Annotated in this window: 29 protein-coding genes and 2 pseudogenes; 20 read left to right on the top strand and 11 right to left on the bottom strand. The window is 63.1% G+C overall.

The window, feature by feature from the left end:
* The first annotated feature begins 79 nt into the window (after nt 1–79).
* The 8 genes and pseudogenes from AB3L03_RS27675 (at nt 80) to AB3L03_RS27640 (ending at nt 9050) form a co-directional block, all read left to right on the top strand.
* Nucleotides 80–1192, top strand: a complete 1113-nt coding sequence (locus AB3L03_RS27675; protein ID WP_085361001.1) for an NAD-dependent epimerase/dehydratase family protein — start codon at nt 80–82, stop codon at nt 1190–1192.
* The gene (locus tag AB3L03_RS27670) at nt 1192–2256 is read left to right on the top strand and encodes a GDP-mannose 4,6-dehydratase (protein WP_085360999.1); all 1065 of its coding nucleotides are present in this window, start codon (nt 1192–1194) and stop codon (nt 2254–2256) included. Before AB3L03_RS27675 ends, AB3L03_RS27670 begins: the two co-directional genes overlap by 1 nt.
* Entirely contained in the window at nt 2253–3539 is a 1287-nt protein-coding gene (locus tag AB3L03_RS27665; protein ID WP_085360997.1) for a TIGR04295 family B12-binding domain-containing radical SAM protein, read from the top strand. The genes AB3L03_RS27670 and AB3L03_RS27665 overlap by 4 nt, the downstream gene beginning before the upstream one ends.
* The gene (locus AB3L03_RS27660; protein WP_368507334.1) at nt 3536–4639 is read left to right on the top strand and encodes a glycosyltransferase family 4 protein; all 1104 of its coding nucleotides are present in this window, start codon (nt 3536–3538) and stop codon (nt 4637–4639) included. The genes AB3L03_RS27665 and AB3L03_RS27660 overlap by 4 nt, the downstream gene beginning before the upstream one ends.
* Nucleotides 4636–5764, top strand: a pseudogene (locus AB3L03_RS27655) (glycosyltransferase). The gene AB3L03_RS27660 and the pseudogene AB3L03_RS27655 overlap by 4 nt, the downstream one beginning before the upstream one ends.
* Nucleotides 5761–6849, top strand: coding sequence for a glycosyltransferase (locus tag AB3L03_RS27650; protein ID WP_085364612.1), 1089 nt, complete (start codon nt 5761–5763; stop codon nt 6847–6849). The pseudogene AB3L03_RS27655 and the gene AB3L03_RS27650 overlap by 4 nt, the downstream one beginning before the upstream one ends.
* Complete coding sequence (locus AB3L03_RS27645; protein ID WP_085360992.1) at nt 6846–7970, top strand: glycosyltransferase; 1125 nt, start codon at nt 6846–6848, stop codon at nt 7968–7970. Before AB3L03_RS27650 ends, AB3L03_RS27645 begins: the two co-directional genes overlap by 4 nt.
* Before the next feature lie 11 nt (nt 7971–7981).
* Nucleotides 7982–9050, top strand: a pseudogene (locus AB3L03_RS27640) (UDP-glucuronic acid decarboxylase family protein).
* Between the two features lie 43 nt (nt 9051–9093).
* Here the strand turns inward: AB3L03_RS27640 and AB3L03_RS27635 are convergent.
* Together AB3L03_RS27635 and AB3L03_RS27630 are read right to left on the bottom strand one after the other, a co-directional pair.
* Nucleotides 9094–9354, bottom strand: coding sequence for a hypothetical protein (locus AB3L03_RS27635; protein ID WP_085348969.1), 261 nt, complete (start codon nt 9352–9354; stop codon nt 9094–9096).
* Nucleotides 9355–9463: 109 nt separating this feature from the next.
* Nucleotides 9464–9961 carry a ferritin-like domain-containing protein gene (locus AB3L03_RS27630; RefSeq protein WP_368507333.1) on the bottom strand — a complete coding sequence of 166 codons (498 nt, stop codon included), beginning with the start codon at nt 9959–9961 and terminating at the stop codon, nt 9464–9466.
* Between the two features lie 227 nt (nt 9962–10188).
* On the opposite strand from AB3L03_RS27630, the gene AB3L03_RS27625 reads away from it, so the two are divergent.
* From AB3L03_RS27625 to AB3L03_RS27610, 4 genes are all read left to right on the top strand, one after another.
* Nucleotides 10189–10791, top strand: coding sequence for an NADH-quinone oxidoreductase subunit B family protein (locus AB3L03_RS27625; RefSeq protein ID WP_085348967.1), 603 nt, complete (start codon nt 10189–10191; stop codon nt 10789–10791).
* A 29-nt stretch (nt 10792–10820) separates the two neighbouring features.
* The gene (locus AB3L03_RS27620) at nt 10821–11690 is read left to right on the top strand and encodes an MBL fold metallo-hydrolase (protein WP_162847265.1); all 870 of its coding nucleotides are present in this window, start codon (nt 10821–10823) and stop codon (nt 11688–11690) included.
* A 73-nt stretch (nt 11691–11763) separates the two neighbouring features.
* Entirely contained in the window at nt 11764–12093 is a 330-nt protein-coding gene (locus AB3L03_RS27615) for a hypothetical protein (RefSeq protein ID WP_368507332.1), read from the top strand.
* A 183-nt stretch (nt 12094–12276) separates the two neighbouring features.
* Nucleotides 12277–12513 (top strand): DUF3551 domain-containing protein, encoded by a 237-nt coding sequence (locus AB3L03_RS27610; protein ID WP_085360986.1) that lies wholly within the window; start codon nt 12277–12279, stop codon nt 12511–12513.
* A 109-nt stretch (nt 12514–12622) separates the two neighbouring features.
* Here the strand turns inward: AB3L03_RS27610 and AB3L03_RS27605 are convergent, their stop codons facing one another.
* From AB3L03_RS27605 to AB3L03_RS27585, 5 genes are all read right to left on the bottom strand, one after another.
* Nucleotides 12623–13483, bottom strand: coding sequence for an SIR2 family protein (locus AB3L03_RS27605; RefSeq protein WP_085360984.1), 861 nt, complete (start codon nt 13481–13483; stop codon nt 12623–12625).
* Nucleotides 13484–13963, bottom strand: a complete 480-nt coding sequence (locus tag AB3L03_RS27600; RefSeq protein ID WP_085348964.1) for an NUDIX hydrolase — start codon at nt 13961–13963, stop codon at nt 13484–13486.
* A gap of 73 nt (nt 13964–14036) precedes the next feature.
* Nucleotides 14037–14822, bottom strand: coding sequence for a succinate dehydrogenase iron-sulfur subunit (locus tag AB3L03_RS27595; RefSeq protein ID WP_018460386.1), 786 nt, complete (start codon nt 14820–14822; stop codon nt 14037–14039).
* 38 nt (nt 14823–14860) lie between these two features.
* The gene (locus tag AB3L03_RS27590) at nt 14861–15025 is read right to left on the bottom strand and encodes a hypothetical protein (protein ID WP_158091515.1); all 165 of its coding nucleotides are present in this window, start codon (nt 15023–15025) and stop codon (nt 14861–14863) included.
* Entirely contained in the window at nt 14997–15506 is a 510-nt protein-coding gene (locus tag AB3L03_RS27585) for a DUF2243 domain-containing protein (RefSeq protein WP_085348962.1), read from the bottom strand. The genes AB3L03_RS27590 and AB3L03_RS27585 overlap by 29 nt, the downstream gene beginning before the upstream one ends.
* A 423-nt stretch (nt 15507–15929) precedes the next feature.
* Between AB3L03_RS27585 and AB3L03_RS27580 the strand changes: the two genes are divergently transcribed.
* Nucleotides 15930–16145, top strand: coding sequence for a hypothetical protein (locus AB3L03_RS27580; protein ID WP_018460391.1), 216 nt, complete (start codon nt 15930–15932; stop codon nt 16143–16145).
* Nucleotides 16146–16648: 503 nt separating this feature from the next.
* On the opposite strand, the gene AB3L03_RS27575 is transcribed toward AB3L03_RS27580, so the two are convergent.
* On the bottom strand, nt 16649–16849 hold the full coding sequence (locus tag AB3L03_RS27575; RefSeq protein ID WP_083926603.1) for a hypothetical protein: 201 nt from the start codon (nt 16847–16849) through the stop codon (nt 16649–16651).
* The gene (locus AB3L03_RS27570) at nt 16850–17023 is read right to left on the bottom strand and encodes a hypothetical protein (protein ID WP_162847264.1); all 174 of its coding nucleotides are present in this window, start codon (nt 17021–17023) and stop codon (nt 16850–16852) included. It lies immediately after the preceding gene.
* A gap of 269 nt (nt 17024–17292) precedes the next feature.
* Between AB3L03_RS27570 and AB3L03_RS27565 the strand changes: the two genes are divergently transcribed.
* The gene (locus AB3L03_RS27565; protein WP_083926604.1) at nt 17293–17481 is read left to right on the top strand and encodes a hypothetical protein; all 189 of its coding nucleotides are present in this window, start codon (nt 17293–17295) and stop codon (nt 17479–17481) included.
* Between the two features lie 20 nt (nt 17482–17501).
* Here AB3L03_RS27565 and AB3L03_RS27560 read toward each other — a convergent pair whose 3' ends face one another.
* Both AB3L03_RS27560 and AB3L03_RS27555 read right to left on the bottom strand, forming a co-directional pair.
* Entirely contained in the window at nt 17502–17969 is a 468-nt protein-coding gene (locus tag AB3L03_RS27560; protein ID WP_368507331.1) for a metallophosphoesterase family protein, read from the bottom strand.
* Nucleotides 17970–17983: 14 nt separating this feature from the next.
* Nucleotides 17984–18202, bottom strand: coding sequence for a hypothetical protein (locus AB3L03_RS27555; protein ID WP_018460394.1), 219 nt, complete (start codon nt 18200–18202; stop codon nt 17984–17986).
* Nucleotides 18203–18331: 129 nt separating this feature from the next.
* Between AB3L03_RS27555 and AB3L03_RS27550 the strand changes: the two genes are divergently transcribed.
* The 6 genes from AB3L03_RS27550 to AB3L03_RS27525 all read left to right on the top strand — a co-directional run bounded on the left by AB3L03_RS27550 (nt 18332) and on the right by AB3L03_RS27525 (nt 23368).
* Nucleotides 18332–18454 (top strand): hypothetical protein, encoded by a 123-nt coding sequence (locus AB3L03_RS27550; protein WP_368507330.1) that lies wholly within the window; start codon nt 18332–18334, stop codon nt 18452–18454.
* Between the two features lie 139 nt (nt 18455–18593).
* Nucleotides 18594–19577: a cytochrome c oxidase subunit II gene (gene coxB / locus AB3L03_RS27545; protein WP_368507329.1), complete on the top strand. Its 984-nt coding sequence runs from the start codon at nt 18594–18596 to the stop codon at nt 19575–19577.
* Nucleotides 19574–21487, top strand: a complete 1914-nt coding sequence (gene ctaD, locus AB3L03_RS27540; protein WP_368507328.1) for a cytochrome c oxidase subunit I — start codon at nt 19574–19576, stop codon at nt 21485–21487. The genes coxB and ctaD overlap by 4 nt, the downstream gene beginning before the upstream one ends.
* Nucleotides 21484–22083 carry a cytochrome c oxidase subunit 3 gene (locus tag AB3L03_RS27535; RefSeq protein WP_018460398.1) on the top strand — a complete coding sequence of 200 codons (600 nt, stop codon included), beginning with the start codon at nt 21484–21486 and terminating at the stop codon, nt 22081–22083. The genes ctaD and AB3L03_RS27535 overlap by 4 nt, the downstream gene beginning before the upstream one ends.
* Complete coding sequence (locus AB3L03_RS27530) at nt 22080–22433, top strand: hypothetical protein (protein WP_018460399.1); 354 nt, start codon at nt 22080–22082, stop codon at nt 22431–22433. The genes AB3L03_RS27535 and AB3L03_RS27530 overlap by 4 nt, the downstream gene beginning before the upstream one ends.
* The gene (locus AB3L03_RS27525; protein WP_368507327.1) at nt 22421–23368 is read left to right on the top strand and encodes a cytochrome c oxidase assembly protein; all 948 of its coding nucleotides are present in this window, start codon (nt 22421–22423) and stop codon (nt 23366–23368) included. The genes AB3L03_RS27530 and AB3L03_RS27525 overlap by 13 nt, the downstream gene beginning before the upstream one ends.
* Nucleotides 23369–23381: the final 13 nt, after the last annotated feature.

Below are 23381 nucleotides of genomic sequence, written 5' to 3'. Positions count from 1 at the left end.
GACCAGAACAGCAGCGCGCTTTCATTCTCATCACGGATTGATCCCGCAGGATCGATCTTACGGCGGCACGGAGCGGTGAATGACGCGAGTATTGATCACTGGAGGTGCGGGATTCATCGGATCGCATGCAGCGGACGAGCTGCTCGCGGCCGGCTACGAAGTCCGCCTGCTCGACAATCTCTCGCCGCAGGTCCACGGAGGCAACCGCCAGCGTCCCGCCTATCTTGCCAAAGACGCGGAGCTCGTCGTCGGTGACGTCACCGACGCTCTCGCGGTCGATCATGCGTTGCGCGGCACCGACATGGTCCTGCATCTCGCATCAGCGGTCGGCGTCGGCCAGAGCATGTATGACATCGAACCCTACGTCAGAACCAACGAGCTCGGTACCGCCGTGCTGTTGCAGGCACTATCCAAGCGCCCGGTCGCGCGGCTCGTGGTGGCCTCGTCCATGAGTATTTACGGCGAGGGCCTTTACCGGAGCGCCGATCAGAGCGTGGTCGCCTGCGAGGAGCGGGCTGTCGAGCAGCTTCGCCGCGGCGATTGGGAGCTGCGCGATGCCGCTGGCAACCCGCTCGATCCCGTCCCTACGCCGGAGACAAAGCAGCCTTCGCTGAGCTCGATCTATGCGCTCAACAAATATGCGCAGGAGCGCATGTGCCTGATCACAGGCAAGGCGTATGGCATTCCGACGGTGGCGCTACGCTTCTTCAATGCGTTCGGGCCACGTCAGGCCCTGTCCAATCCGTATACCGGCGTACTGGCCATCTTCGCCGCCCGGCTGCTCAACGGCCGTCCTCCCCTCGTGTTCGAGGATGGCCGGCAGCGCCGCGACTTCGTCCATGTCCACGACGTCGCCCGCGCCTGCCGGATGGCGCTGGAGGCGGAGCATGCGCAGGACGTCTTCAACGTCGGCTCTGGTCAGAGTCGCACCATCTTGTCGGTCGCGGAGGATCTGGCCGAAGTCATGGGGCGCCGCGACATTGCGCCCGAGCTGACGCGGAAATATCGCGCCGGGGACATCCGGCACTGCTTCGCCGACATGGGAAAATCCCGCGACGTGCTCGGCTTCGAGCCTCGCGTCGCATTCAGGGACGGGCTCGAAGAGCTGGCGGAATATCTCGCCGACCAGATCGCCGACGATCAGGCGGAGCGAGCCACCAAGGAGCTGCAGCAACGAGGATTGGTCGCGTGATGAGTGAACGAGACAACAGACCCGTCCTGATCACCGGCGGCTGCGGGTTTATCGGCTGCAACCTCGCCGACCGCCTCGCGGAGCGCGGCGAGCCGGTGCTGATCCTGGATAACCTCGCCCGCGCCGGCGTGCGGGAGAATGCGCAGTGGCTGAAGTCCCGGCATGGCGACCGGGTCACAATCACCGTGGCCGACATTCGCGAGCCGATCCCGGTGATCGACGCCGTACGCGAAGCCCGCGCCGTGCTGCACTTGGCCGCCCAGGTCGCCGTCACCGACAGCGTGAGCGATCCGGCCGCCGATTTCGAGATCAATGCGCGTGGCACATTGAACGTGCTCGAAGCCGTGCGCCTCCACAACAACGCCGCACCGATCGTGTTCGCCTCGACCAACAAGGTCTACGGACGCCTGATCGATGATGGCGACATCGCGCTCACCGGCCGCCGCTACACGCCGACAAGCGGCCTGCTGGCGGCCGGCATCTCGGAAAATGCGCCGCTCGACTTTTACAGCCCCTATGGATGCTCCAAGGGAACGGCGGATCAATACGTCCACGACTATGCGCGGGTCTACGGCCTCCAGACCGTGGTAATGCGCATGAGCTGCATCTACGGGCCCCGTCAATTCGGCACCGAGGATCAGGGTTGGATCGCGCATTTCCTGCTCAGCGCTATCCGCAGCAAAGAGCTGACGATCTATGGCGACGGCCATCAGGTCCGCGATGCGCTTCACGTCTCCGACGCGGCCGCGGCCTGGCTCGCCGTGCTCGATGGCATCGCGCTCGCCCGTGGGCGCGTATTCAATCTCGGCGGTGGTCCGGCCAACGCGATCAGTCTGCTGGAATTGATCGACCGCATCACCGATCTGACCGGCCGCAAGGTGGCCTATCGCTTTGCCGATTGGAGGCCCGGCGATCAGCCCTGGTACGTGACCGACACGCGCGCGCTCTCCAGCGCGCTCGGCTGGGCACCTCAGATTTCATTCGCAGATGGACTCCGATCCCTTCACACCTGGCTGGACGGCCGGTTCGGATCGTCACAAGACAACCGCGAGGCGCTCGCATGACGCGTGTTGCCCTCATCAACCCAAACTGGGACTTTGGCGGCAGCATCTATTTTGGCTGCCGATCGCCTCACCTTCCGCTCGAACTGGGGATCTCCGAGCACTACCTGAAGGCGGCCGGGCACAAGACGCTGCTGCTCGACGCCCACATGTTTGACCTTTCTCTCACCGAGATCGAAGCCGAGCTGCGCGCGTTCGGCCCCGACCAGATCGTCATCACGACAGCGCCGACCTATCTGTTCTGGCGCTGCGCCCCTCCCGAGCTCCGCGTTCCGCAGGAGCTTGCGATGGCGGTGCGCGACTTGGCTCCGATCCTCATCGCGGTGGGCCCCCATGGCTCGACCGTGCCAAGGGCGGCGCTTCGAAAGCTCGGCACCGACATCGTCGTGATGGGCGAGTGCGAGGCGTCCTTGCTGCGTCTAGCCAATGGCGAACGGGACTTTCCGGGCTTGTGCTTTGCCGATGGCGCATCGCTCCGCGTCAATGGCGGCCCGCAGGCCGTCGCGTTCATGGATCAGCCGCCGCTCGACTGGCCGGAGGAGATGATCCGGCGACACCACCATCACCATCACCGCTTCGAAGCCGAGCCGCAGGCGCCAGGCGCCGAGGTCGAATCATCCAGGGGATGTCCGTACAGCTGCACGTTCTGCGCCAAGGAGAACTTTCGCAACGCCTACCGCAAGCGGCCCCCCCTTATCGTTCTCGAAGAGATCGACGGTCTGCGCCGTCAAGGCATCGAATATGTCTATTTCATCGACGAGATTTTCCTTCCGAACGCGGAGCTGCTGGAAGGGCTGACCACACGCGGACTGAAGTTCGGGGTGCAGACCCGCATCGACCTTTGGAAGCCGGACATGCTGGCTCTGCTCGGCCGCGCCGGCTGCGTCTCGATTGAAGCCGGCATCGAAAGCCTCACCGTCGAGGGTCGCGCCGCGCTCGCCAAGAACTGCAAGATGACGACCGACCAGCTTGCCGAACGGCTGGTCGAAGCGCGCCGTCACGTTCCTTTCGTCCAGGCCAATTTGATCGAAGTCCCCGAGGACGATGACCCCATCGTGCAGCGCTGGCGCCGCACCATGCAGGATGCCGGCATCTGGGCCAACGATCCGGTCCCGCTGTATCCCTATCCCGGGTCGCCGGATTATCGAAAGCTGTGGGGCGAGCCTGACGATTTCGCCTGGGAGCGCGCACACCGGCACTATCTCGCGATGTTCGACCAGTTCAGCGACGTGCAGAACGATCGCCCGGTCCCGCTCGAGGCTCTCGAACTGCAGGTGGCATCATGAGCCGCAGCTCGCAGCTCAGAATCCTGATGACGACCGATACTGTCGGAGGCGTCTGGACCTACTCGTCCTCACTTGCTTCGTCCCTTGCTGCGAAGGGCGCCGACGTCACCCTGGTGATGATGGGTCCGCGCGCGCGGGCCGGCCAGCTTGAGATGCTGCGTGGCTCGCGGGTCCGCCTGATCGAAACGGACCTTGCGCTCGAATGGCAGGACCCGGAAGGACAAGATCTGGCCCAGGCCAGGCGCGTCCTTGCGAAGCTCGAAGCCGGAATCCGGCCTGACGTCATTCACCTCAACAGTTTTCGCGAGGCGGCCTTCGCCTGGCGCGCTCCGGTGGTGGTCGTCGCGCATTCCTGCGTCAACTCCTGGGGGCTCGCCTGCCGCGATACGAGCTGGCTCGGCGAACCGAAATGGCGCCGCTACACCGAACGGGTGACGGCCGCACTCGACACGGCACAGGCCTGGGTTTGTCCCAGCCAGTCCTTCCACGATGACATTGCGGAAATTTATCGGCCTCGCTCGCGCGGCATCGTGATCTGGAATGGAATTGGCCCTCAGGGCTTTGCGGGACGGAAGCAAGACGTGATCTTTGCGGCGGGCCGGATCTGGGACCGCGCCAAGAACATCGAGGTCCTGGCGGCTGCAGCGCCTGGGCTGGACTGGCCCGTTCAGGTCGCGGGCCCGGCGGATGAGTGCCCTTCGGCTTCCGTCACCTGGCTCGGGCATTTGCCTCACGAAGTCATGCGCGCGCATTTGCGGCAGGCCGCCATCTTCGCCAGCCCCGCGCTCTATGAGCCGTTCGGCCTCTCCGTTCTGGAAGCCGCGGCGGCGGGATGCGCTCTCGTCCTGTCCAACATTCCGACTTTCAGGGAATTGTGGAGCGGGGCCGCGCTCTTCGTCGATCCCACCGACAGCAAGGCGCTGCGTCGAGCGCTCGCAGGTCTGTGCACCGACGATCGCGAGCGGGTGAGGCTGCAACGTGCCGCCTTTGAGCATTCCCTGACCTACTCGCTGACCCGAACCACGAGCGCCTATCTCAGCCTCTACGAGGAGCTGCTTGCCGTCCATCACGCGCCTGCCCCCATGGAGGTACGCGCATGAAATGCGTTCTATTCTATCACGCGTTCACCTCCTGCTGGAACAACGGCAATGCCCATTTCGTGCGCGGTTATGCCCGCGAACTTCACGCGCTCGGTCACGAGGTCGTCGTGTTCGAGCCGATCGACGGCTGGAGCCGATTGAATGCGATCCGCGAGGGTGGCAGTCAGACGATGGAGGATATTCCAACGCTGTTTCCCGGCATCGGCATCCGCCGCTACGACGCCTCCCTTGATCTCGATGAGGCATTGCACGGCGCCGATCTCGTCATCGTCCACGAATGGAATTCGCCTGATCTGATCGCAGACATCGGATCGAGACGGGCTCACGGCGCGCCCTTCACGTTGCTGTTCCACGACACCCATCATCGCGCCGTCAGCGCACCGGACGAACTCGCGCAGTTCGACCTCGACGGCTTCGACGGTGTGCTCGCCTTCGGCGAGGTCCTTCGCCAAATATATGAAGCTCGGCTGGGCGGACCGAGCCTTCACCTGGCACGAGGCGGCCGACATCGCCCTGTATCATCCGCTGCCGCATATCGAGCGCACCGACGATGTCGTCTGGATCGGCAATTGGGGCGACGGCGAACGCAGCGCCGAGCTCAACGAATTTCTGGTCGAACCCGTGGCCGAGCTGAAGCTGCGCGCGGGCGTCTATGGCGTCCGCTATTCGGACGCAGCCCTCGCGACCATTCAGGCGGGGGGCATTCGGTACGGCGGCTGGCTGCCCGCACACTGGGCTCCCATCGCTTTCGCCGGCGCACGCGCGACTGTCCACGTCCCCCGCGGTCCCTATGTCCGCTTGCTACCGGGCATTCCGACCATTCGCATCTTCGAGGCGATGGCGTGCGGCATTCCACTGGTCTCGGCCCCCTGGTCGGACGCGGAAGGCCTGTTCCCGGAAGGTGCCTATCTCAGCGCCTCCGACGGCACCGCAATGAAGCGGGCGCTTCGTGCGCTCCTCGATGACCGGGAATTATGGTCAGCCACGGTGGAGACTGGACTCCGAGCGATCAAGGAGCGTCACACCTGCCGTCACCGGGCGGAGCAGCTTGTCGGCATCGTGCAGGACCTCAGGGCTTCAAGCCAAGCGACACAGCCCCTGCGATACATCGGAGCCTCCGCATGAAGATCTGCTTCTTCGGATCCAGCCTCGTCTCATCCTACTGGAACGGTGCCGCCACCTATTACCGCGGCATGCTGAAGGAGATTGCGGCCCTCGGCCACGACGTCACATTCTTCGAGCCCGATGCCTTCGAGCGCCAGGCCCATCGCGACATCGACGATCCCGACTGGGCGAAGGTGGTGGTCTACGCCGCGACGCCCGAGGGCTGGCGTAGCTCGCTTGAGGAAGCCGCCCGCTCGACCGACATGCTGGTCAAAGCCAGCGGCGTCGGCGTCTTCGATCGGGAGCTGGAGAACGCGGTCGCCGACATTCCGTCGAATGCAATGCGCATCTACTGGGACGTCGATGCCCCCGCGACGCTGGAGTCCGTGACGGACAATCCAGACCATCATCTGCGCCATGTGATCCGATCCTACGACATGGTTTTGACCTATGGCGGCGGCGATGCTGTCGTATCCGCTTATCGCGGCATCGGCGCGCGAGACTGCGTGCCGATCTACAATGCGCTCGACCCCGCCACGCACTTTCCGGCGCCGCCCAATCCGCACTTCACGTGCGATCTGAGCTTGCTGGCAAACCGCCTCCCGGACCGCGAGCAGCGCGTCGAGCGGTTCTTTCTCGACGTCGCGCGCCAATTGCCCGACAAAACGTTCGTGCTCGGTGGATCGGGGTGGGACTCCAAAGACACGCCATCCAATCTGCATAAGGTCGGGCATGTCGGGACCGGCGACCACAACGCGTTCTTCGGCTCCGGTCTGGCTACGCTGAACGTCAATCGCGACAGCATGGCGCGCTACGGCTTCTCGCCGCCAACGCGCGTGTTCGAGGCCATCGGTGCCGGAGCCTGCCTGATCACCGACCAGTGGGACGGCATTGATCATTTTCTCGAGCCAGATCGCGAGGTGCTGGTGGCCGCGAGCGGGGCGGAGGTCGCAGAGCATCTTGCCGCACTGCGCCCCGAGCGGGCTCAGGCGATCGCAGCGCGCGCTCGTGCGCGCATTCTGAGCCATCACACCTACCGGCAGCGCGCCCGCCAGTTCAACGATCTCTTTGCCGCAAGCAGTTCGCGAATCGAGGCAGCAGAATGAACCTCACCATCGTCGTCGTCGGTCTTTCGGTTACTTCGTCCTGGGGCAACGGTCATGCCACGACCTATCGCGCCCTGATCGAAGCCCTGGCACGACGAGGTCACCACGTCACGTTTCTGGAACGCGACGTTCCCTGGTATCGCGAGCATCGTGATCTTGCCAAGCCTTCCGGTTGGACTGTCGAGCTTTACCAATCCTTGAAGGACATCCCGCAGCGTTTCGGAAAGATGATCCGGGATGCCGATCTGGTGGTCATCGGCTCCTACGTGCCCGACGGCATCGCGATCTCCGAATGGATCACGACCCACGCCCGGGGGATTACTGCCTTCTACGACATCGACACGCCTGTCACGCTTGCGAAGCTCGAGCAGGGCCTGGACTATCTGTCCGCGGCGATGATCCCGCGCTTCGACCTTTACCTGTCCTTTGCCGGCGGCCCGGTGCCCGGCATGATCGAGGAGAACTATGGCAGTCCGCTGGCTCGGGTGCTGTATTGCAGTGCCGACACCGACATCTACGCGCCGCAACGCGCGGAGAAGAAATGGGCACTTGGCTATCTCGGAACCTACAGCGAGGACCGGCAGCCGGTTCTGGAGCAGCTGCTGCTCGCCCCTGCTCGCACTCTCTCACGCGAGCAATTCGTCGTCGCCGGCGCGCAATATCCCGATGAGGTGGTCTGGCCCGCCAATGTCGCCCGGATCGAGCACCTCACGCCCAAACATCATCCGGGATTTTACGCAGAGCAACGCTTTACGCTAAACGCCACCCGCGCCGACATGCGCGCGCTCGGCTTCTCGCCCAGCGTTCGGCTGTTCGAAGCGGCCGCGTGCGGCACGCCCCTCATCTCGGACCGGTGGCCTGGAATCGAGACCGTCTTCGAGCCCTCCCGGGAAATCCTGCTCGCATCGAGCCCCCGCGACGTCGTGGAGATCCTGCGCGACATGCCCGAGGAGCAAAGGCGCACGATCGCGGAAAACGCACGGCGCCGCGTTCTGGCTGACCACACCTCCGACCATCGCGCCCGGCAAGTCGAGACCTACTACGCCGAGGCGTCGGTCCGCCGCCGCCGGAAAGCCCCGCAACTTCCCGCCTCGCGTCCCATGCAGGTCGCTCAAATCTGAAAGGCAGCACCATGACACTTCAGACCCGCATCAACGCGTCCCGCCGCTCTCCCACCGTTCTGGTGGCCGGCGGCGCCGGCTTCATCGGATCCCATCTCTGCGACGCGCTTTTGCAGCGCGGCCACACCGTGATCTGCCTCGACAACCTGTTTACGGGAAGGATCGACAACATCCGCCCGCTGCTCAATCATCCGAATTTTCGCTTCATCGAACACGACGTGCGCGATCCCATCGAGATCGAGGGCGACATCGACCGGATCTACAGCCTTGCCTGCCCAGCCTCACCCAGGCATTACCAGAAGGATCCAGTCGGCACGATGAAGACCTGCGTGCTCGGCACCATCAACATGCTGGAGCTCGCGCAACGGAAAGGCGCCCGGGTGCTGCAGGCATCGACCAGCGAGGTCTACGGCGATCCCGAAGTGCATCCCCCAGCCGGAAACCTATCTCGGCAACGTCAATCCGATCGGGCCCCGGGCCTGCTACGACGAGGGCAAGCGGGCTGCGGAAACGCTGATGTTCGATTACCATCGCATGTACGGCGTCGAAATCAAGGTCGCGCGCATCTTCAACACCTACGGACCCCGTATGCTGGAGAATGACGGACGCGTGGTCTCCAACTTCATCGTGCAGGCGCTTCGCGGAGAGCCGATCACGATCTATGGAGGTGGTACGCAGACCAGGAGCTTCTGCTTCGTCGACGATCTCGTGCGCGGCCTCCAGCTGCTCATGGAGAGTCCATCCTCGATTACTGGTCCGTGCAATCTGGGCAATCCCCACGAGGTCGCCATCGAGGCTATTGCGCGCGACGTGCTGGCGTATACGGAGTCAATCTCGCCGCTCCGATTCGAGGAGTTGCCGAAGGACGATCCAAAGCGCCGCAAACCAGTGATCGACACAGCCGTTCGCGCGCTGGGATGGCGCCCGCGCGTGGCGCTCAAAGACGGTCTCAAGGCGACGATCGCCTATTTCGCCATGCGCATGGCCGGGGAAGCGCCGGCACTTGTTCCGGCCATTGCACCGCGCAGGAGCGGACGTACCGGGGCACGCGGACAGCTAACGATCGCCGATGGGCAGTAAACGGCAGAACGAGCCGAGGAACGCGCGGAACCCGCGCGAGCTCTCAAGCCCGTGAAGCAGCCGCGCCACGGGCCGGCTTGCAGAAGTTCTCGAGATGGTACTGGTATTCGGAGATCGCGCGATTGGCCATCCGGATCCGGTTTTCCTGGCCTTCCTCGACCATCATGGTGATGCGCTGGGCCAGAAACACGCACGCCTCGAACTCATCGTGGATCGCCCCGCTGCGGGCCAGAAAGTCCCACGCGATCTCATAGGCCTGTTCGGCAGCGGGACTACGGTAGTCGCTGAAAATGATGTGCGCCATTACAGCCAAACGTGGATAAGAGGGTTCCGGTCCTGCGAGCCGATATGAGACCGCAGGCGGACTCGGCGGCCGAAGCCGCCGGTCTCGCCGTGGTGGGTGTGGAGTGCGATCAGGCCGCGTGGCGCTGATGCGCCAGATATTCCATTGTCACCTTCTCGACGTTCGAGTCGATCCAGGCGGCCATGCGCTGCTCCTCCTTCAGCGACGTCTCAAGAGGCTCCTTGGCCTCCGCGAACCCAGCGGCGCCGCAGAGGGCGAGCAAAGACTTGTATGCAGCAATCTCGAAATTCTCGAAGGCATTGTTGGCGAATGTGTTCTTGAGAATCTCGTCGCCGGCGACAGAGTGTGCCATGGCTTGCATGTTCGCCATCATGGATTGCGTCGTATCCTTGAGGCTGGAGGTGCTCTCCCCGCAGGCTTCCAGGCATCTCTCCAGCCGCTTCAGCTGCTCGTTGGTTTCCTGAAGGTGGGCGGCAACCTTGGCCTTGACCTCGGGATATTCGTCCAATCGTTCCGACTGACGTTCCATCAACTCTCGCGCCTGCACTTCCATCGCATGCGCATTGCGTAATCCAACCACGAATGTATCGCGGGCTGCGTTCGTCATTTCATGTTCTCCATTTCACCGGCCTTGTCGCCGCCAACCGCAGTTTCGGTGGATCGTTCCTAGAGTGATCCGTGACGCCGACGCTGGGTTCCGGCCGCCGGACCCGAAGCTAACCTGCGATAACAGAACACAAATCCCGCTACCGCCGCAGGAACGCGGCATGCAAATGACTGTTTTCCCGAACGTGTGGTCGCATCGCCAAACGGCCGCAGCGCTTAGGGACAAGAATGACAGACAGCTCTCCGCACGTCGGCAGCTCAGGCGCTTCGCTTGGCCGGCCTGGACTTGGCCGGCCCGGACTTGGCCGGCCGGGCGAGGGACGGCCCGACAACACTTCCGATCCGTTCTTCATGACGATCCGCGACGATCTTGCGGACAAGGGCTTCTTCACGGCGAGCGCGGAGGAGCTGATCACCTGGGCGCGAACCGGGTCGCTGATGTGGATGACGTTCGGGCTCGCCTGCTGCGCGGTCGAAATGATGCAGATGTCGATGCCGCGTTACGACGCCGAACGCTTCGGCTTCGCGCCGCGCGCATCGCCGCGCCAGTCGGATGTGATCATCGTCGCGGGCACGCTCACCAACAAGATGGCGCCGGCGTTTCGCAAGATCTACGACCAGATGCCCGAGCCACGCTACGTCATCTCGATGGGGTCGTGCGCTAATGGCGGTGGTTACTACCACTATTCGTATTCGGTCGTGCGCGGCTGCGATCGTGTCGTGCCGGTCGACATCTACGTGCCCGGCTGCCCGCCGACCGCGGAGGCGCTGCTGTACGGCGTGATGCTGCTTCAGAGGAAGATCCGGCGGATCGGCACAATCGAGCGCTAGTGAGCTGACCAACTCGGACTTGAATGGACATGACGCAGATCCCGCTTCCCTCTTCCGCCGACGCGGAGCACGCGCAATCCGACCTCGACCGCAATGACAACACGCGGCAGATCGTCGCTGACGTCGCCTATCGTCAGCTCGCGATCGTCAACGTGATTTTCGTTGGCCTCGAAAACGCCGGCGACGGCAATTGGGTGCTGGTGGACGCCGGCATTCCCGGATCGGCTGGCGCCATCCGCTCCGCCGCGAAAGCCCGGTTTGGAGGAAACGGCCGGCCTTCCTGCATTGTCATGACGCATGGGCACTTCGATCACGTCGGCGTGCTCGAAACGCTAGGGAATGAATGGCACGTGCCGGTTTATGCCCATGCGGCCGAGCATCCCTATCTGGACGGAAGCCAATCCTATCCGTCGGCCGATCCCAGCGTCGGTGGCGGGCTGCTCGCTCGGCTCTCTCCGCTCTTCCCGACAAAGCCGGTGGATGTCGCATCGCGCCTTTATGATCTTCCCTGTGATCACAGCGTGCCCTTCATGCCGGAATGGCAGTGGATCCATACCCCCGGCCATACCCCAGGGCATATCTCGCTCTGGCGCGAACGCGACCGCGTGCTGATTGCCGGCGATGCCTTCATCACGACGCGGCAGGAATCCGTCTACGCCGCAGTGACGCAAACGCCGGAGATGCACGGGCCCCCGATGTATTTCACCCCCGATTGGGGAAGCGCCAAGACATCGGTGCGCGCACTTGCCGCACTCGCTCCGGAGATCGTCGTCACGGGGCACGGCGCGGCCATGCAGGGGCCGCAGATGCGCGCGGCTCTCGATGCTCTCGCCCAACGGTTCGACGAAGTTGCCCTGCCTTCGCAATATCGACGCGGAGTCGTCGACGACAGAGCTTGATCACGCTGCACGGCTAGGAACGGTGGATGCTTCACATGATTGATCCGACATCGAAACCTCAAGGAGAAGACAGATGCGTAAGACAATCCTGACGATCTTTACGGCAGCAATGCTTGCAGGCGCTTCAGTCGGCGCAGCGTTCGCGCAAGGTGCTGGCGGTGGCGCCGGTGGTGGCGCAGGCGGCGCCGGTGGTGGGGCCGGAGGCGGCGCTGGCGGCGGCGCGGGCGCTGGTGCCGGGGCTGGCGGCGCAGGCGCAGGCGGTGCTGGAGATGGCGGCTCAGGCGGAACCGGCGGCGGCGGCGGCATCACCCATGTCGAGCGGGGCGGACAAGGTGCTTCCAGTCCTTCCGGCATGCGCAACGAAACGACCCCACCGTCCAACGGCGCCACGCCGCGTCGCTAGCGGTTCGCGGTTAGCAATCCTCCAAAGCGCGCCCTTGCTGTTGCGCGCATGAGAGCGGCCTCGGTGAGATCCTCTCCTCGCCGGGGCCGCATCGCGTTCAGGTCGCAATTAGAGGAGTCGGTAAACGTTGCACTTTGGAACGCCGCTTCACGAGGCACGTTCAATGTTGAAATGGAGATTTCCATGAAGCATCGATTGCTCCTGGCCGCCGCCTCTCTCGCGCTCGTGACGGGCCTCGGCTCCCCAACGGCGGCCGTCGCACAAGACCGCTACTGCCTTCAGGGCCGCGTCTGGGGCTATCCGGGCAACTGCCAGTTCGCCAGTTACGCTCAGTGCATGGCGACTGCATCGGGAACGCACGCCTATTGCGGCGTCAATCCTCGCTATGCCTATGCACGGCGAAATAGGGGATATCGGTGACCGGCCCAGGTGCGGACTGGTCATCGATCCTCCTTCTGACCGATCCCGCCGCTGAGCCGAGCGGCCCCGCGGCAGCAGAGCAAACGCTCAAGGCGCGCCAGGGACCGCTTTAGCTCTCTCGCTCGATACGCCGGCGGATGTCCAGCAAAAACTGGCTGACACCATCATCTGGGCTGACGCCGTCAGGCGGCGCTATGGTGGTGATGCCCCAGTTCGCCAATACAGCTTCCTGCACCGGATTGCGCTGCGTGACGAACGCGAAGGACCTCGGTCGGTCCTGGCGGTGCCCGGACTCATCCCAACTCTGCCAAATCCGATGCAGCAGGAGCCGAATGTTGGGATCGGACATGCTGTATCCGATGAAAAGCAGCGTGCTGCCCAAGGCATCGGCGCGAAACCGGATATCGAGTGGCGAGTCGAACGCGAGCCGGTTGAGGAAGTCGGTCTCGGTCAAGACGAGCGAGGCATCGTCGTCGAAGTCGCCATGAAATTTGATGATGTGCGTGACGCCGGAACGGGCGCTTGCAATGTCCTTTGCGTTGCTGATCTTGGCATAGGGCTTTTCCAGGACCTCGAAGGCCGTCTCGAGGTTGCGGTCGTAGTTCGTGGTGTAAATGGTCGGAAAATCGAGCTCCACGATCAGCCGGTGGAGCCGTGAGGCCGCGATCCTGTCCGGGTCGACGCGCCAGTTGCGGTCGAGCCAGCTGCGGAGCGGGCCGATTCCGCCGCGCTTCAGCCGGTAGTACTCCGCCAGCATCTGATAGCCGCCGTGCATCCCAGCGATCACGTCGCGCTCAAGTCCAAGGTCATCCAGCAGATGGTCGATCAGAGATTGCCAGGACGGCAGGCCGACAGCCATCGAGACGCCGGCGCCGACGAACAGGATCGCGCAGCGTCGCTTGATCGCCGCGGCCAAGACCTCATGAGGCGGTCGCTGCTCGAATGCGAGTCCGGTCGGTTGCTGGTTCATCTACCTTGAATAACTGGACGAGACGCGGGTTCCTGGAGCCATGCCATCGCTCAGCGGTGAGGAGGCGGTCTTCTCCGTCTGCGCCGCGAAGCGGGCGATCAGACGACGAAGCTGCGCCTTGTGCACCAGACGGCCCGCCGTCTTCGGCGAGACCCAGATTGCTTCACGCTCTCCCTTTTCCGGCCACCAGCGCTCCTGCCCGTGGACCCTCATGGGAAAGACGGCAACGTTCATGGTCCGCTTGCGATCACCCTTCCGCTTGCGATGCTTGAAGGAGCCCAGCGCGCGCTTTGCGGTGACGCCGACGAGACCGGCCTCCTCGTACGCCTCGAGCGCAGCCGTACGGTGCGGCTCCGTCTTGCGCATCGGCGATCCCTTCGGGACACTCCACCTGCGCTTGCGCCTGGTCGTGATCAGCATCACGCGCAATTCGGAATTGTTCAGCATGAACGGCAACGCGGCGAATTGTTTCTTGCCCATCAGGCGCCTCCAGTTTGGTCGATAAGCCTACCCCGCAGCCATCGTTCCTTTATGCGCGAGTGTCCGTCCCCGATCAGAACTTCCGTTCGACCATCTTGAGGCGCAATCCGGAAATGGCTTCGCCCGGATTCAAGCCCTTGGGACACGCCTTCGCGCAGTTGAGGATGGTGTGACAGCGATAAATCCTGAAGGGGTCTTCGAGCTTGTCGAGGCGCTCGCCCGTCGCCTCGTCGCGACTGTCATTGACCCAGCGGGCCGCCTGGATCAGGGCCGCTGGGCCGAGGAAACGCTCGGAATTCCACCAGTAGCTTGGACAAGATGTCGAGCAGCAGGCGCAGAGGATGCACTCGTAGAGCCCGTCGAGCTTGGCCCGATCCTCATGGCTCTGTCGCCATTCCTTCGGTGGTGTGGGTGACACGGTTTGCAGCCAAGGTTCGATCAATGCGAGCTGTGCGTAGAAATTCGTCAGGTCGGGAACGAGGTCCTTGACCACTGGCTGATGCGGCAAGGGCAGCACGCGCAGCGGCTCGCCGTTCGGAACGTCCTCGCTCATGGACTTGGTGCAGGCGAGCGTGTTCTGGCCGGCGACATTCATCGAGCAGGAGCCGCACACGCCTTCGCGGCAGGACCGCCTGAATGTCAGCGTGGAGTCGATGTTGTTCTTGATCCAGATCAGACCATCCAGAACCATGGGCCCGCAATCGCTCATATCGACGAAGTAGGTGTCGAGCCGGGGATTGCGTCCGTCGTCGGGATTCCAGCGATAGACCTGGAATTCGCGCAACGATTTGCTGTCCGGCTTGGGCCAGATCCTTCCCTTTTCGACGCGGGAGTGTTTCGGAAGCCTGAACTCGACCATGTTACCTCCGGGAAGACATGAGGCGTGATAACCGCGCATCAGCCGGGATTGAAGCAGCGTAGTTGCAGAAGATCATCCAGCGACACACCCAACAGCACGATGCGAAGGGCCGGTGCTGTAGCGAGCATCAGCAGCAATATAAAAATGGCATAGACCAGAGCTGGCGGGGTCTCTCTAGCGAGGCTGTAGACTGCTTTCCGCATGGACCCTCCCTTGCGTGCCGGCGCGTGTCATGGCGGCGCCGATGACCAACATGGCCGCACCCCATAGCAGGAAGCCGATGTCCCAGAAGATGCGCTGCTCGTGAGGCACGGTCTCATTCACCTGGTGCAGCTTGAAGACCTCATGGTCAACCACGCCTTCAACCAGATTGAAGATGCCCCAACCGAGCAACACCGCGCCGAGACACTGGCCGCGCGACCAGTGGATGTCAGACCTGCGCGCCCGTTGCCACAGCACATACAGGCCGAGGAGCACAACAACATAGGCCGCGCTGTGGAAGATGCCGTCCCAGGTCGTGTTGAGCTTGACGTTGTCGATGGAGTTGAGCGGATACCAGCCGCTTAACATATGATGCCATTGCAGCAGCTGATGAAACACGATGCCGTCAAAAAACCCGCCCAGACCAAGCCCGAGAAGGACGCCCGCGGAAATCGGGAAGCTGCGTGAATTTCTGTGTTGCATGATTTTGCTCGTGCGCCGGTCGGCATCTGGATGATGGACAAACCGTCCTCAGTGCTGCCGTTCCTATGATCATGACGCACTTCCCGTGCCAATAACCTGCGTTAACCTGCGGGCTCGTGCCAGGATGCCGACATCAGGTGGAGCATCGCCCGGCTGCTTACGGCGGCGATAGGAACGTTCGAAACGGTCGCAGCGTCTTGTGAATCCAACATTGGAGATTCCACGTCGTATTTGCGATCAGATGGCACCCCGGCGAACAGCAGGTCGCATAGATGTCGCCGCCGATCATTCAGCGTCACCTGGCGATCCTGAGCAATCTCAGGGAAGTCGGCTAGAGCTTCACCAAGCGACAAAGGAGCGACGGTGGCCGTGTGTGTCCGCCCACGTCAAAGTCTTCGATGATTCCAATCGCGAGGAGCCAATATGGCGTATGCCCTGTTCAAGGACGGCGAAAAACTGAGCCGGACGTTTTCAACCAAAGAGGAAACCCTGAAAAAGGCCGAAGACGCCGGTCTGGTCGAAAGCGGCGGGGGTCAGCCCAGGCTCGAGGATGACCTGAAGATCAAGCCCTGCTCGCCCGACCCCGAACCTCGAAGCGAGGACGACCTCGATTGGACGCCGGAAAACCCGGCGTCCTGATCGCCGATCTAACAGCCTTTGCAGATGCTCTTGATCTTTCGATCGACGTGGGAATCCTGAGAGTTCTCCGAGCGTATTTCGGCGTCCCCCGGCATCGACGGACCGGGTGTCGCAGTTCCGTCAATCCGTCCGCTGCTGGTCCCCCCTGCGGGATTGCCGGCCCGCCCGACGGTGGTCGATCCTCGCGGCCCGCCACCGCTCGATTGGGCCGTTCCAGCGGTGTTCGTGCCGGTAGCCGTCGTGCCACGCGAAGCCGCGGCCGCGTCGCCTGGATTGCCCAGGCTGGGCGATGCACCGCCCGTCTGGTTTGTAGCTCCTGCAGACCCAAGGCCTGCCGACCCAGGGCTTGTGGCACCGCCGGTGCCGCCGCTCGTGCTGCTCGCGCTTGCTCCGCCCGATCCTCCCGAACCGCCGCCACCGCCACTCTGCGCCGAGGCGGCCCCTATCGACGCGGTCGCCAGGAACGCGATCAGCATCAAGCTCGAAGTTGTCTTAGCCATTGCTCAGCTCCTCTCACGATCGTCGTGCGTGTGATGTTGATCGCGCTCACCACCGCCTCCCGAGACGTGTGATTTGCGGTCGTTGGTAGCCGTTCCGGGCGCAGGGCGCTCATGCTCGCGACCTCCCTTTTCGGGGTGCTTGCGATCCTGCCGCGAGGAGCCCGGACCACCGAAGCGTTCACTGTCTGAGTTCTTGTGTGGCATTCATCGGTCCTGCTGGTAGCCTTGGTTTGTCGTGTTCTGCTTGATGTTGCCGTGACGACCCTGGGTGTCGAAGTTCTCGCGGTCGGGGACTCTTTCATCCGTCTCGATCCTGGGATCAGATCCGGGTCCCTTGTCGCTGCGCTGCTCTGGCGGTATGGGGGGCAATTTGGACATTGCATGCTCCTTGTTTCGGTCTCGCGACCTCATGCGCTGGCAATGAGATGGGGCGGCGGTCGTTCCTGATCGATGCTGATGCATGCCCGTAGGAACGAACGATTCCTGCCCGTGTTGACCCCGCAGTTCATACGGAAGGCTTTTGTTCATGGTCCAGGCTCTATCGCGGGAAACGGAGAAGGACGGCACCCGGAAGCTGATGATGGCGGGATCGCTGGCGTACGTTGATCGCGTGCCACCACACCGACAGATCGCAGAGAGGACAAGTTATGCCGAAAGCGAAAGCGCCTGAAAACGACCCGAGAGAAACACCGGTCGACGATCCGCGACAGCAGACGGATTTGCCAACCCACCGGCAGACGGACCAGCCTTGGCAGGGCAATCCCGAGAAGGAGCAGATCGACCCAAAGCGTCCCCCGATTGATCTGGAGCGATGGCAAAAGTCGAATACCCACTAGCTGCTACGCATGCGCCTCGTTCACGCGTCGAGCTCATGGATGGTGGGCCGCAGGTCGCCGCCCTCATCGAGATCGAGCGTTGCCAGCGTGATCGGCAGCTTGAATCGCCTTGGACCGGCGCTTCCAGGATTCAGGAAAAGCACTCCGTTGATCGTGTTGACCTGCACCCGATGCGAATGTCCTGATATCACCACGTTCACACCGTTTGCCGCGGGGTCGATGGCGAGTGCCTTGAGATCGTGGAGGAGGTAGAAACAACGAGCGCTGAGGTGCACTGTTTCGGTTTCGGGATAGCTCCTCGCCCAACTGCCGACATCGACGTTTCCCCTGATGGCGGTGACGGGGGCTATTCGGCAAAGCCTCTCCAGAACCTCCGGCGCGCCGATATCACCAGCGTGGAGGATATGCGACACCCCTGCAAGACGGCGTTCGGCCTCAGGTCTGAGAAGGCCGTGCGTATCCGAGATCACTCCAATCCTCAACGCCATGTCAGGCCGCGACTTCAGTGCAGGACATCCAGTGGCACTTTCCCGATCTCCTCACCCTGCTGGTTCGTGACCAGGATGGAAAAATGACGATTCCTGAGTTCGGGACGCTCCGCAAGGAGCCTCTTCGCGATCTCCTCGGCAACGTCCAGCGCCACGATGTCGTCGGGCAATTCAGCTCCTCCCTCGTCGGCGACGGTCTCGGAGTCGACCAGATCAAAATGATAGCGCGGCACGTGAACCCTCAATTCGTCGCAGGAACGCGCGATCTCGGGCCTTCGTTCCGGCGCTCGCACGTCAACGCCCGGCGTGTCCGCAGGAACCCTCAGGGTCATCGCGGCATTGCTGCTTTTTGGAGCCGACACATGCTCGGAGAGTTGCGCGTGCTTGCCCAGCCGGGCGCAATCATCGCCGGTCTCGCCGTCCTGTTGCTGATGGCCGCTGGCGATGCGGCGATCGTGATCGCCGTGAAGGGCTGGCCATTCTAGCCCGATGATTGATGTCGGACATATCCCTCTTCGGCCCATCGCCGATTAGCGGATAGGAACCTTTGTAGGCCTGCCCGGTTCCGCCTGTGAAGCGGAGTGCGACAAGGCGTCAATGCAGGTCTGGGTGCGAAGGGTTCTGGTGTTGTGCACGATCTGGCCGCTCACGGCGTGTGCGGGCCGGCAATCGGCGCTCGATCCGCAAGGGCTGCAATCCGACCAGATCTTGCACACGCTGTTCATCTTCCTCGCTGTGTCGGCGGTCGTCTGGACCGCCGTCGTGATCGCGCTCTGCATCGGAATGATGCGGCGAAAACGTTCGGCTGATCGGCCGCTTGACCTTCACCAAGCCTTCGAGGAACGCTCCGGGCGCGTCATCCTCGCGCTTGGGATTGCGACCACCGCCGTCGTGCTCGGTCTCTCCCTGGTCAGCTATGCCGGTCAGCACACCGTCTTTGCCAAGAACGAGAAAGCCCACACGCTCAAGATCATCGGACATCAATGGTGGTGGGAGGTTCGCTATGAAGCCGACAGTCCGCACCAGAGTTTCGTGACGGCGAACGAGATCCGGATCCCGACCGGCCAACCGGTGAAGGTCGAGCTGGAATCCGCCGACGTCATCCACAGCTTCTGGGTGCCCAGCCTGACCGGCAAGATGGACTTGATTCCCGGTCAGAAGAACGAGCTGCAATTCACGGCAAAGAATGCCGGCGTCTATCGTGGACAATGCGCCGAGTTTTGCGGGCTTCAGCACGCCCATATGGCATTCGCCGTGATCGCGCTGCCGCCCGACGAGTTCGGCCGCTGGCGCGACCATGAAAACCAGAGCGCGAACAGCCCTACCGATCAACTCGGCAAGCAGGGCGAGGCTCTGTTCCGGGCGCGCGGCTGCGCACTGTGTCACAACATCAGCGGTACGATGGCCGGCGGGCAGCTGGGTCCGGACCTCACGCATATCGGCAGCCGCACCACGATCGCGGCGGGAACGTTGCCGAATAATTCGGCCACGCTCGGCGCCTGGATCGCCGATCCCCAGCACATCAAGCCCGGCAATCTGATGCCGAGGATGCCGCTGCAATCGGATGAAATGATCGCCATCATTCATTATCTGGAGCAGCTCAAGTGAGCATCGCCGCTGAACCAAATGAGTTGCGGGACGACGTCCTGAACGGCCTTCGACTTTCCACACAGCTGGAGAAAGTGTGGCGCACGCCGTCCGGCTGGATGGGCGCGCTGATGTCGGTCGACCACAAGGTGGTCGGCCGCCGTTACATCATCACGGCGTTCGTATTCCTGCTCCTCGGCGGCCTCCTCGCGGTCCTGATGCGCATTCAGCTGGCCGGGCCGGAGAAGACGTTTCTCTCGGCCGACAAGTACAATCAGGTTTTCACCATGCATGGCTCGACGATGATGTTCCTGTTCGCCGTGCCCGTGATGGAGGCGTTCGCCGTTTATCTCGTGCCGTTGATGGTCGGCACGCGGAACATCGCCTTTCCGCGACTGAACGCCTTCAGCTATTGGATGTTTCTGTTCGGCGGCTGCTTTCTCTGGATTTCCTTTGCGCTGAATGTCGGCCCGGACGTTGGCTGGTTTGCCTATGTCCCGCTCTCCTCGCTGCAATTTACGCCGACAAAGCGCCCGGATGTCTGGGCGCAAATGATCACCTTCACCGAGGTCGCGGCGCTCGCCGTCTCCGTGGAAATCGTCGTCACTGTGTTCAAGCTCCGCGCGCCCGGCATGACGCTCGACCGCATTCCCCTATTCGTCTGGGCCATGCTGGTGACGAGCTTCCTTGTAATGTTCGCGATGCCTTCGATCATGGTCGCATCGACGTCACTGATTCTGGATCGCCTCGTCAACACGCGCTTCTATGATTCCTCCTCGGGCGGACATCCCCTGCTCTGGCAGCATCTGTTCTGGTTCTTCGGCCATCCCGAGGTCTACATCATCTTCATCCCGGGCACGGGAATGGTCTCGGCGATCCTCGCGACGTTCGCACGACGGCCGGTGATCGGCTATCCCGTGGTGATCCTCTCGTTGATCGCGACCGGCTTCCTGTCGTTCGGTCTCTGGGTCCACCACATGTTCGTCACGGGCCTGCCCCAACTCGGCGCGGCCCTGTTCACGGCCTCCAGCATGCTGATCGCGGTGCCGAGCGGACTGCAGATCTTCTGCTGGCTGGCAACGCTCTGGGATGGACGTCCGGTGTACCGGACGCCGCTGTTGTTCGTGATCGGCTTCATCGTGATCTTCGTGCTCGGCGGGTTGTCCGGCGTCATGGTCGCCTCCGTCCCGATCGATACCCAAGTGCACGACACCTATTTCGTCGTCGCCCACTTCCATTATGTCCTGATCGGCGGCGCTGTCTTCCCACTGGTCGGCGCGGTCTACTACTGGTTTCCCAAGATCGCCGGCCGCATGCTCAGCGAGCGACTCGGGCGCTGGAATTTCTGGCTCGCCTTCATCGGCTTCAACGTCGCCTTCTTCCCGATGCACATCCTCGGGCTGATCGGAATGCCGCGCCGGGTCTACACCTACACCGCCGACATGGACTGGGCGCACCTGAATCTCGTGTCCAGCGGTGGTGCTCTCATTTTCGCGCTCAGCTTCGCGTTGCTTTTGGTCAATGTGGTCTACAGCTTGCGTAAGGGCGCGCTCGCAGGCGACAATCCCTGGGATGCCTCCACGCTGGAATGGGCGACGTCATCGCCGCCCCCGCCGCAGAATTTCGACCGCATTCCGGTGGTCAAGCACCGCGATCCGCTGTGGGCCGATAGCGAGAGCCTGCCCGTGGTCGCGGGTCTGAGCGCCGAGCGGCGCGAGGTCCTGCTGACGTCGCTCGCGGAAGCCGAGCCGCAGATCCGCGAGGCTTCGCCCGAACCCAGCATCTGGCCACTGCTCACAGCTATCGCAACGACCGTGTTCTTCATCGGCTCGATCTTCACGCCCTGGGCGGTGCTCTGGGGCACGCCGCCGATGGCCGTCACCTTGATCGGCTGGTTCTGGCCGAGCGGCAGCAAGGAGGACGAGGAGTGAGACAGACCATCGTCCGCAATGTCGCTGAACTGCCGACTTACGGCTACGGCCCGCGCAGCGGACCGTGGTGGGGCGCGATGGGCTTCATGGCGCTGGAAGGTATGGGCTTTGCCATTGCCATCGGTGCCTATCTCTATCTCTACGCCGTCAACCCAAGCTGGCCGATCGGCGCCTCGCCGCCCGATCTCTGGCCAGGCACAGCCGAAGTCGTGGTCTATCTGCTGAGCATCATCCCGAACGAGATCACCAACCGCGCCGCACACCGGCAGGATCTCGCGAAGGTGCGGACCGGACTCATCGTGATGGCCCTGATCGGCATTGCCCTGCTGGTGCTGCGCGGCTTCGAGTTCGCGCATCTCAACACCCGCTGGGACAATTCAGCTTACGGCTCCATTGTTTGGCTCATTCTGGGGCTGCACACGACCCACCTTGCCACCGATGTCGGCGACACGGTCGTGCTGGCGGTATTGATGTTCACGCGCCATGCGAAACCGCGCCGGTTCAGCGACGTGACCGACAACGTGTTCTATTGGAACTTCGTCGTGCTCGCCTGGCTGCCGCTCTATGTCTTGCTCGATTGGGTGCCACGCCTATGACCGCAGCCGATCGACATTCCAGACTGCTTTATTGGGCCGGCGTTGCGCTCGGGCCCATCGCGTGGGGTATCAACTTGCAGGGCGTCTACGTGCTCGCGCACTTCTCCTGCGAACAGACCAGGCTCAGCGGCGCGATCATGAGCGCGGTTCTGGCTGTCGTCGCGCTGGCAGGCACTGTCATTTCGGCCCGCGCCGTTCGGCGCGGCGCGGGGGCTGAATGGGCCGATGCGCGGGGTGGCGGACCACGAACGTTCATGGCCTGGCTCGGCGTCGGCTCCGGCGTGTTATTTGCGCTGGTGATTGCGAACCAGTTCGCCGCCTCGCTCATGATCAGCCCATGCCTGCGCTGAGCTTTGCAGCACTGCTGCTCGCGCTGCTCGCGCTGCTCGCGGCGCCGGCCGATGCGCACGGACTATCGGATGTCGATCCCGGTTCGCTGTGGAGCTACGATCCCTGGCTCATGGCCCCGCTCTATGCCGTCGGTATCGGCTTCTATGTCGGAACGCAGCGGCTCTGGCATCATGCAGGTGGTGGCCGTGGCGTCAGCTTCCGCCAGGTGGCCGCGTTCTGGACCGGATGGCTGGTGGCCGCACTTGCCGTGACCTCGCCGCTGCACTGGCTCGGCGAGCGTCTGTTCACCGCGCACATGGTCGAGCACGAACTGCTGATGGTGGTCGCGGCACCGCTGATGGCGTTCGCCCGGATCAATGGTCCTCTGCTGTGGAGCCTGCCGGCCCGGCTTCGCCCGGCGGCAGGCCGCATGCTCGATCTGCCGATATTGGCGTGGCCGTGGCAGCTTGTGAGCCACCCCATGAGCGCGACGATCCTGCACGGCGCAGCGCTCTGGATCTGGCACGCACCGCCGTTATATGCACGGGCGCTTGAGAATACGGCGATCCATCGTCTCCAGCACATCAGCTTCTTTGCGACTGCGCTGTTGTTCTGGTGGGTGCTGCTGCATGGCCGCGGACAGGGCCGCAGCAACCGGATTCGGGATGGCATCGCTGTCGCTTGCCTGTTCATTACCATTCTGCATTCCGGCGTGCTTGGGGCTCTGCTGACCGTGTCGCCGCGGCTCTGGATCCCAAGCCAGGGCACCCTCGCCGGCGAGTTCGGCCTCTCGGCACTCGAGGACCAGCAGCTCGCCGGCATCCTGATGTGGGTGCCCATGGGCCTACTCTATACCGGCGCCGCGTTGTTCTTTGCTCACCGCTGGCTGACTGCGAACGGCGGTCATTCCCGCCTGCCGCTCCCTTCAACATCCGGGCTGAGCGACGCTACATAGGAACCGCAACTTC

The sequence above is a fragment of the Bradyrhizobium lupini genome (genome assembly GCF_040939785.1).
In the GTDB taxonomy this organism is placed as follows: domain Bacteria; phylum Pseudomonadota; class Alphaproteobacteria; order Rhizobiales; family Xanthobacteraceae; genus Bradyrhizobium; species Bradyrhizobium canariense_D.
This window is presented reverse-complemented; position numbering and strand designations above follow the sequence as displayed.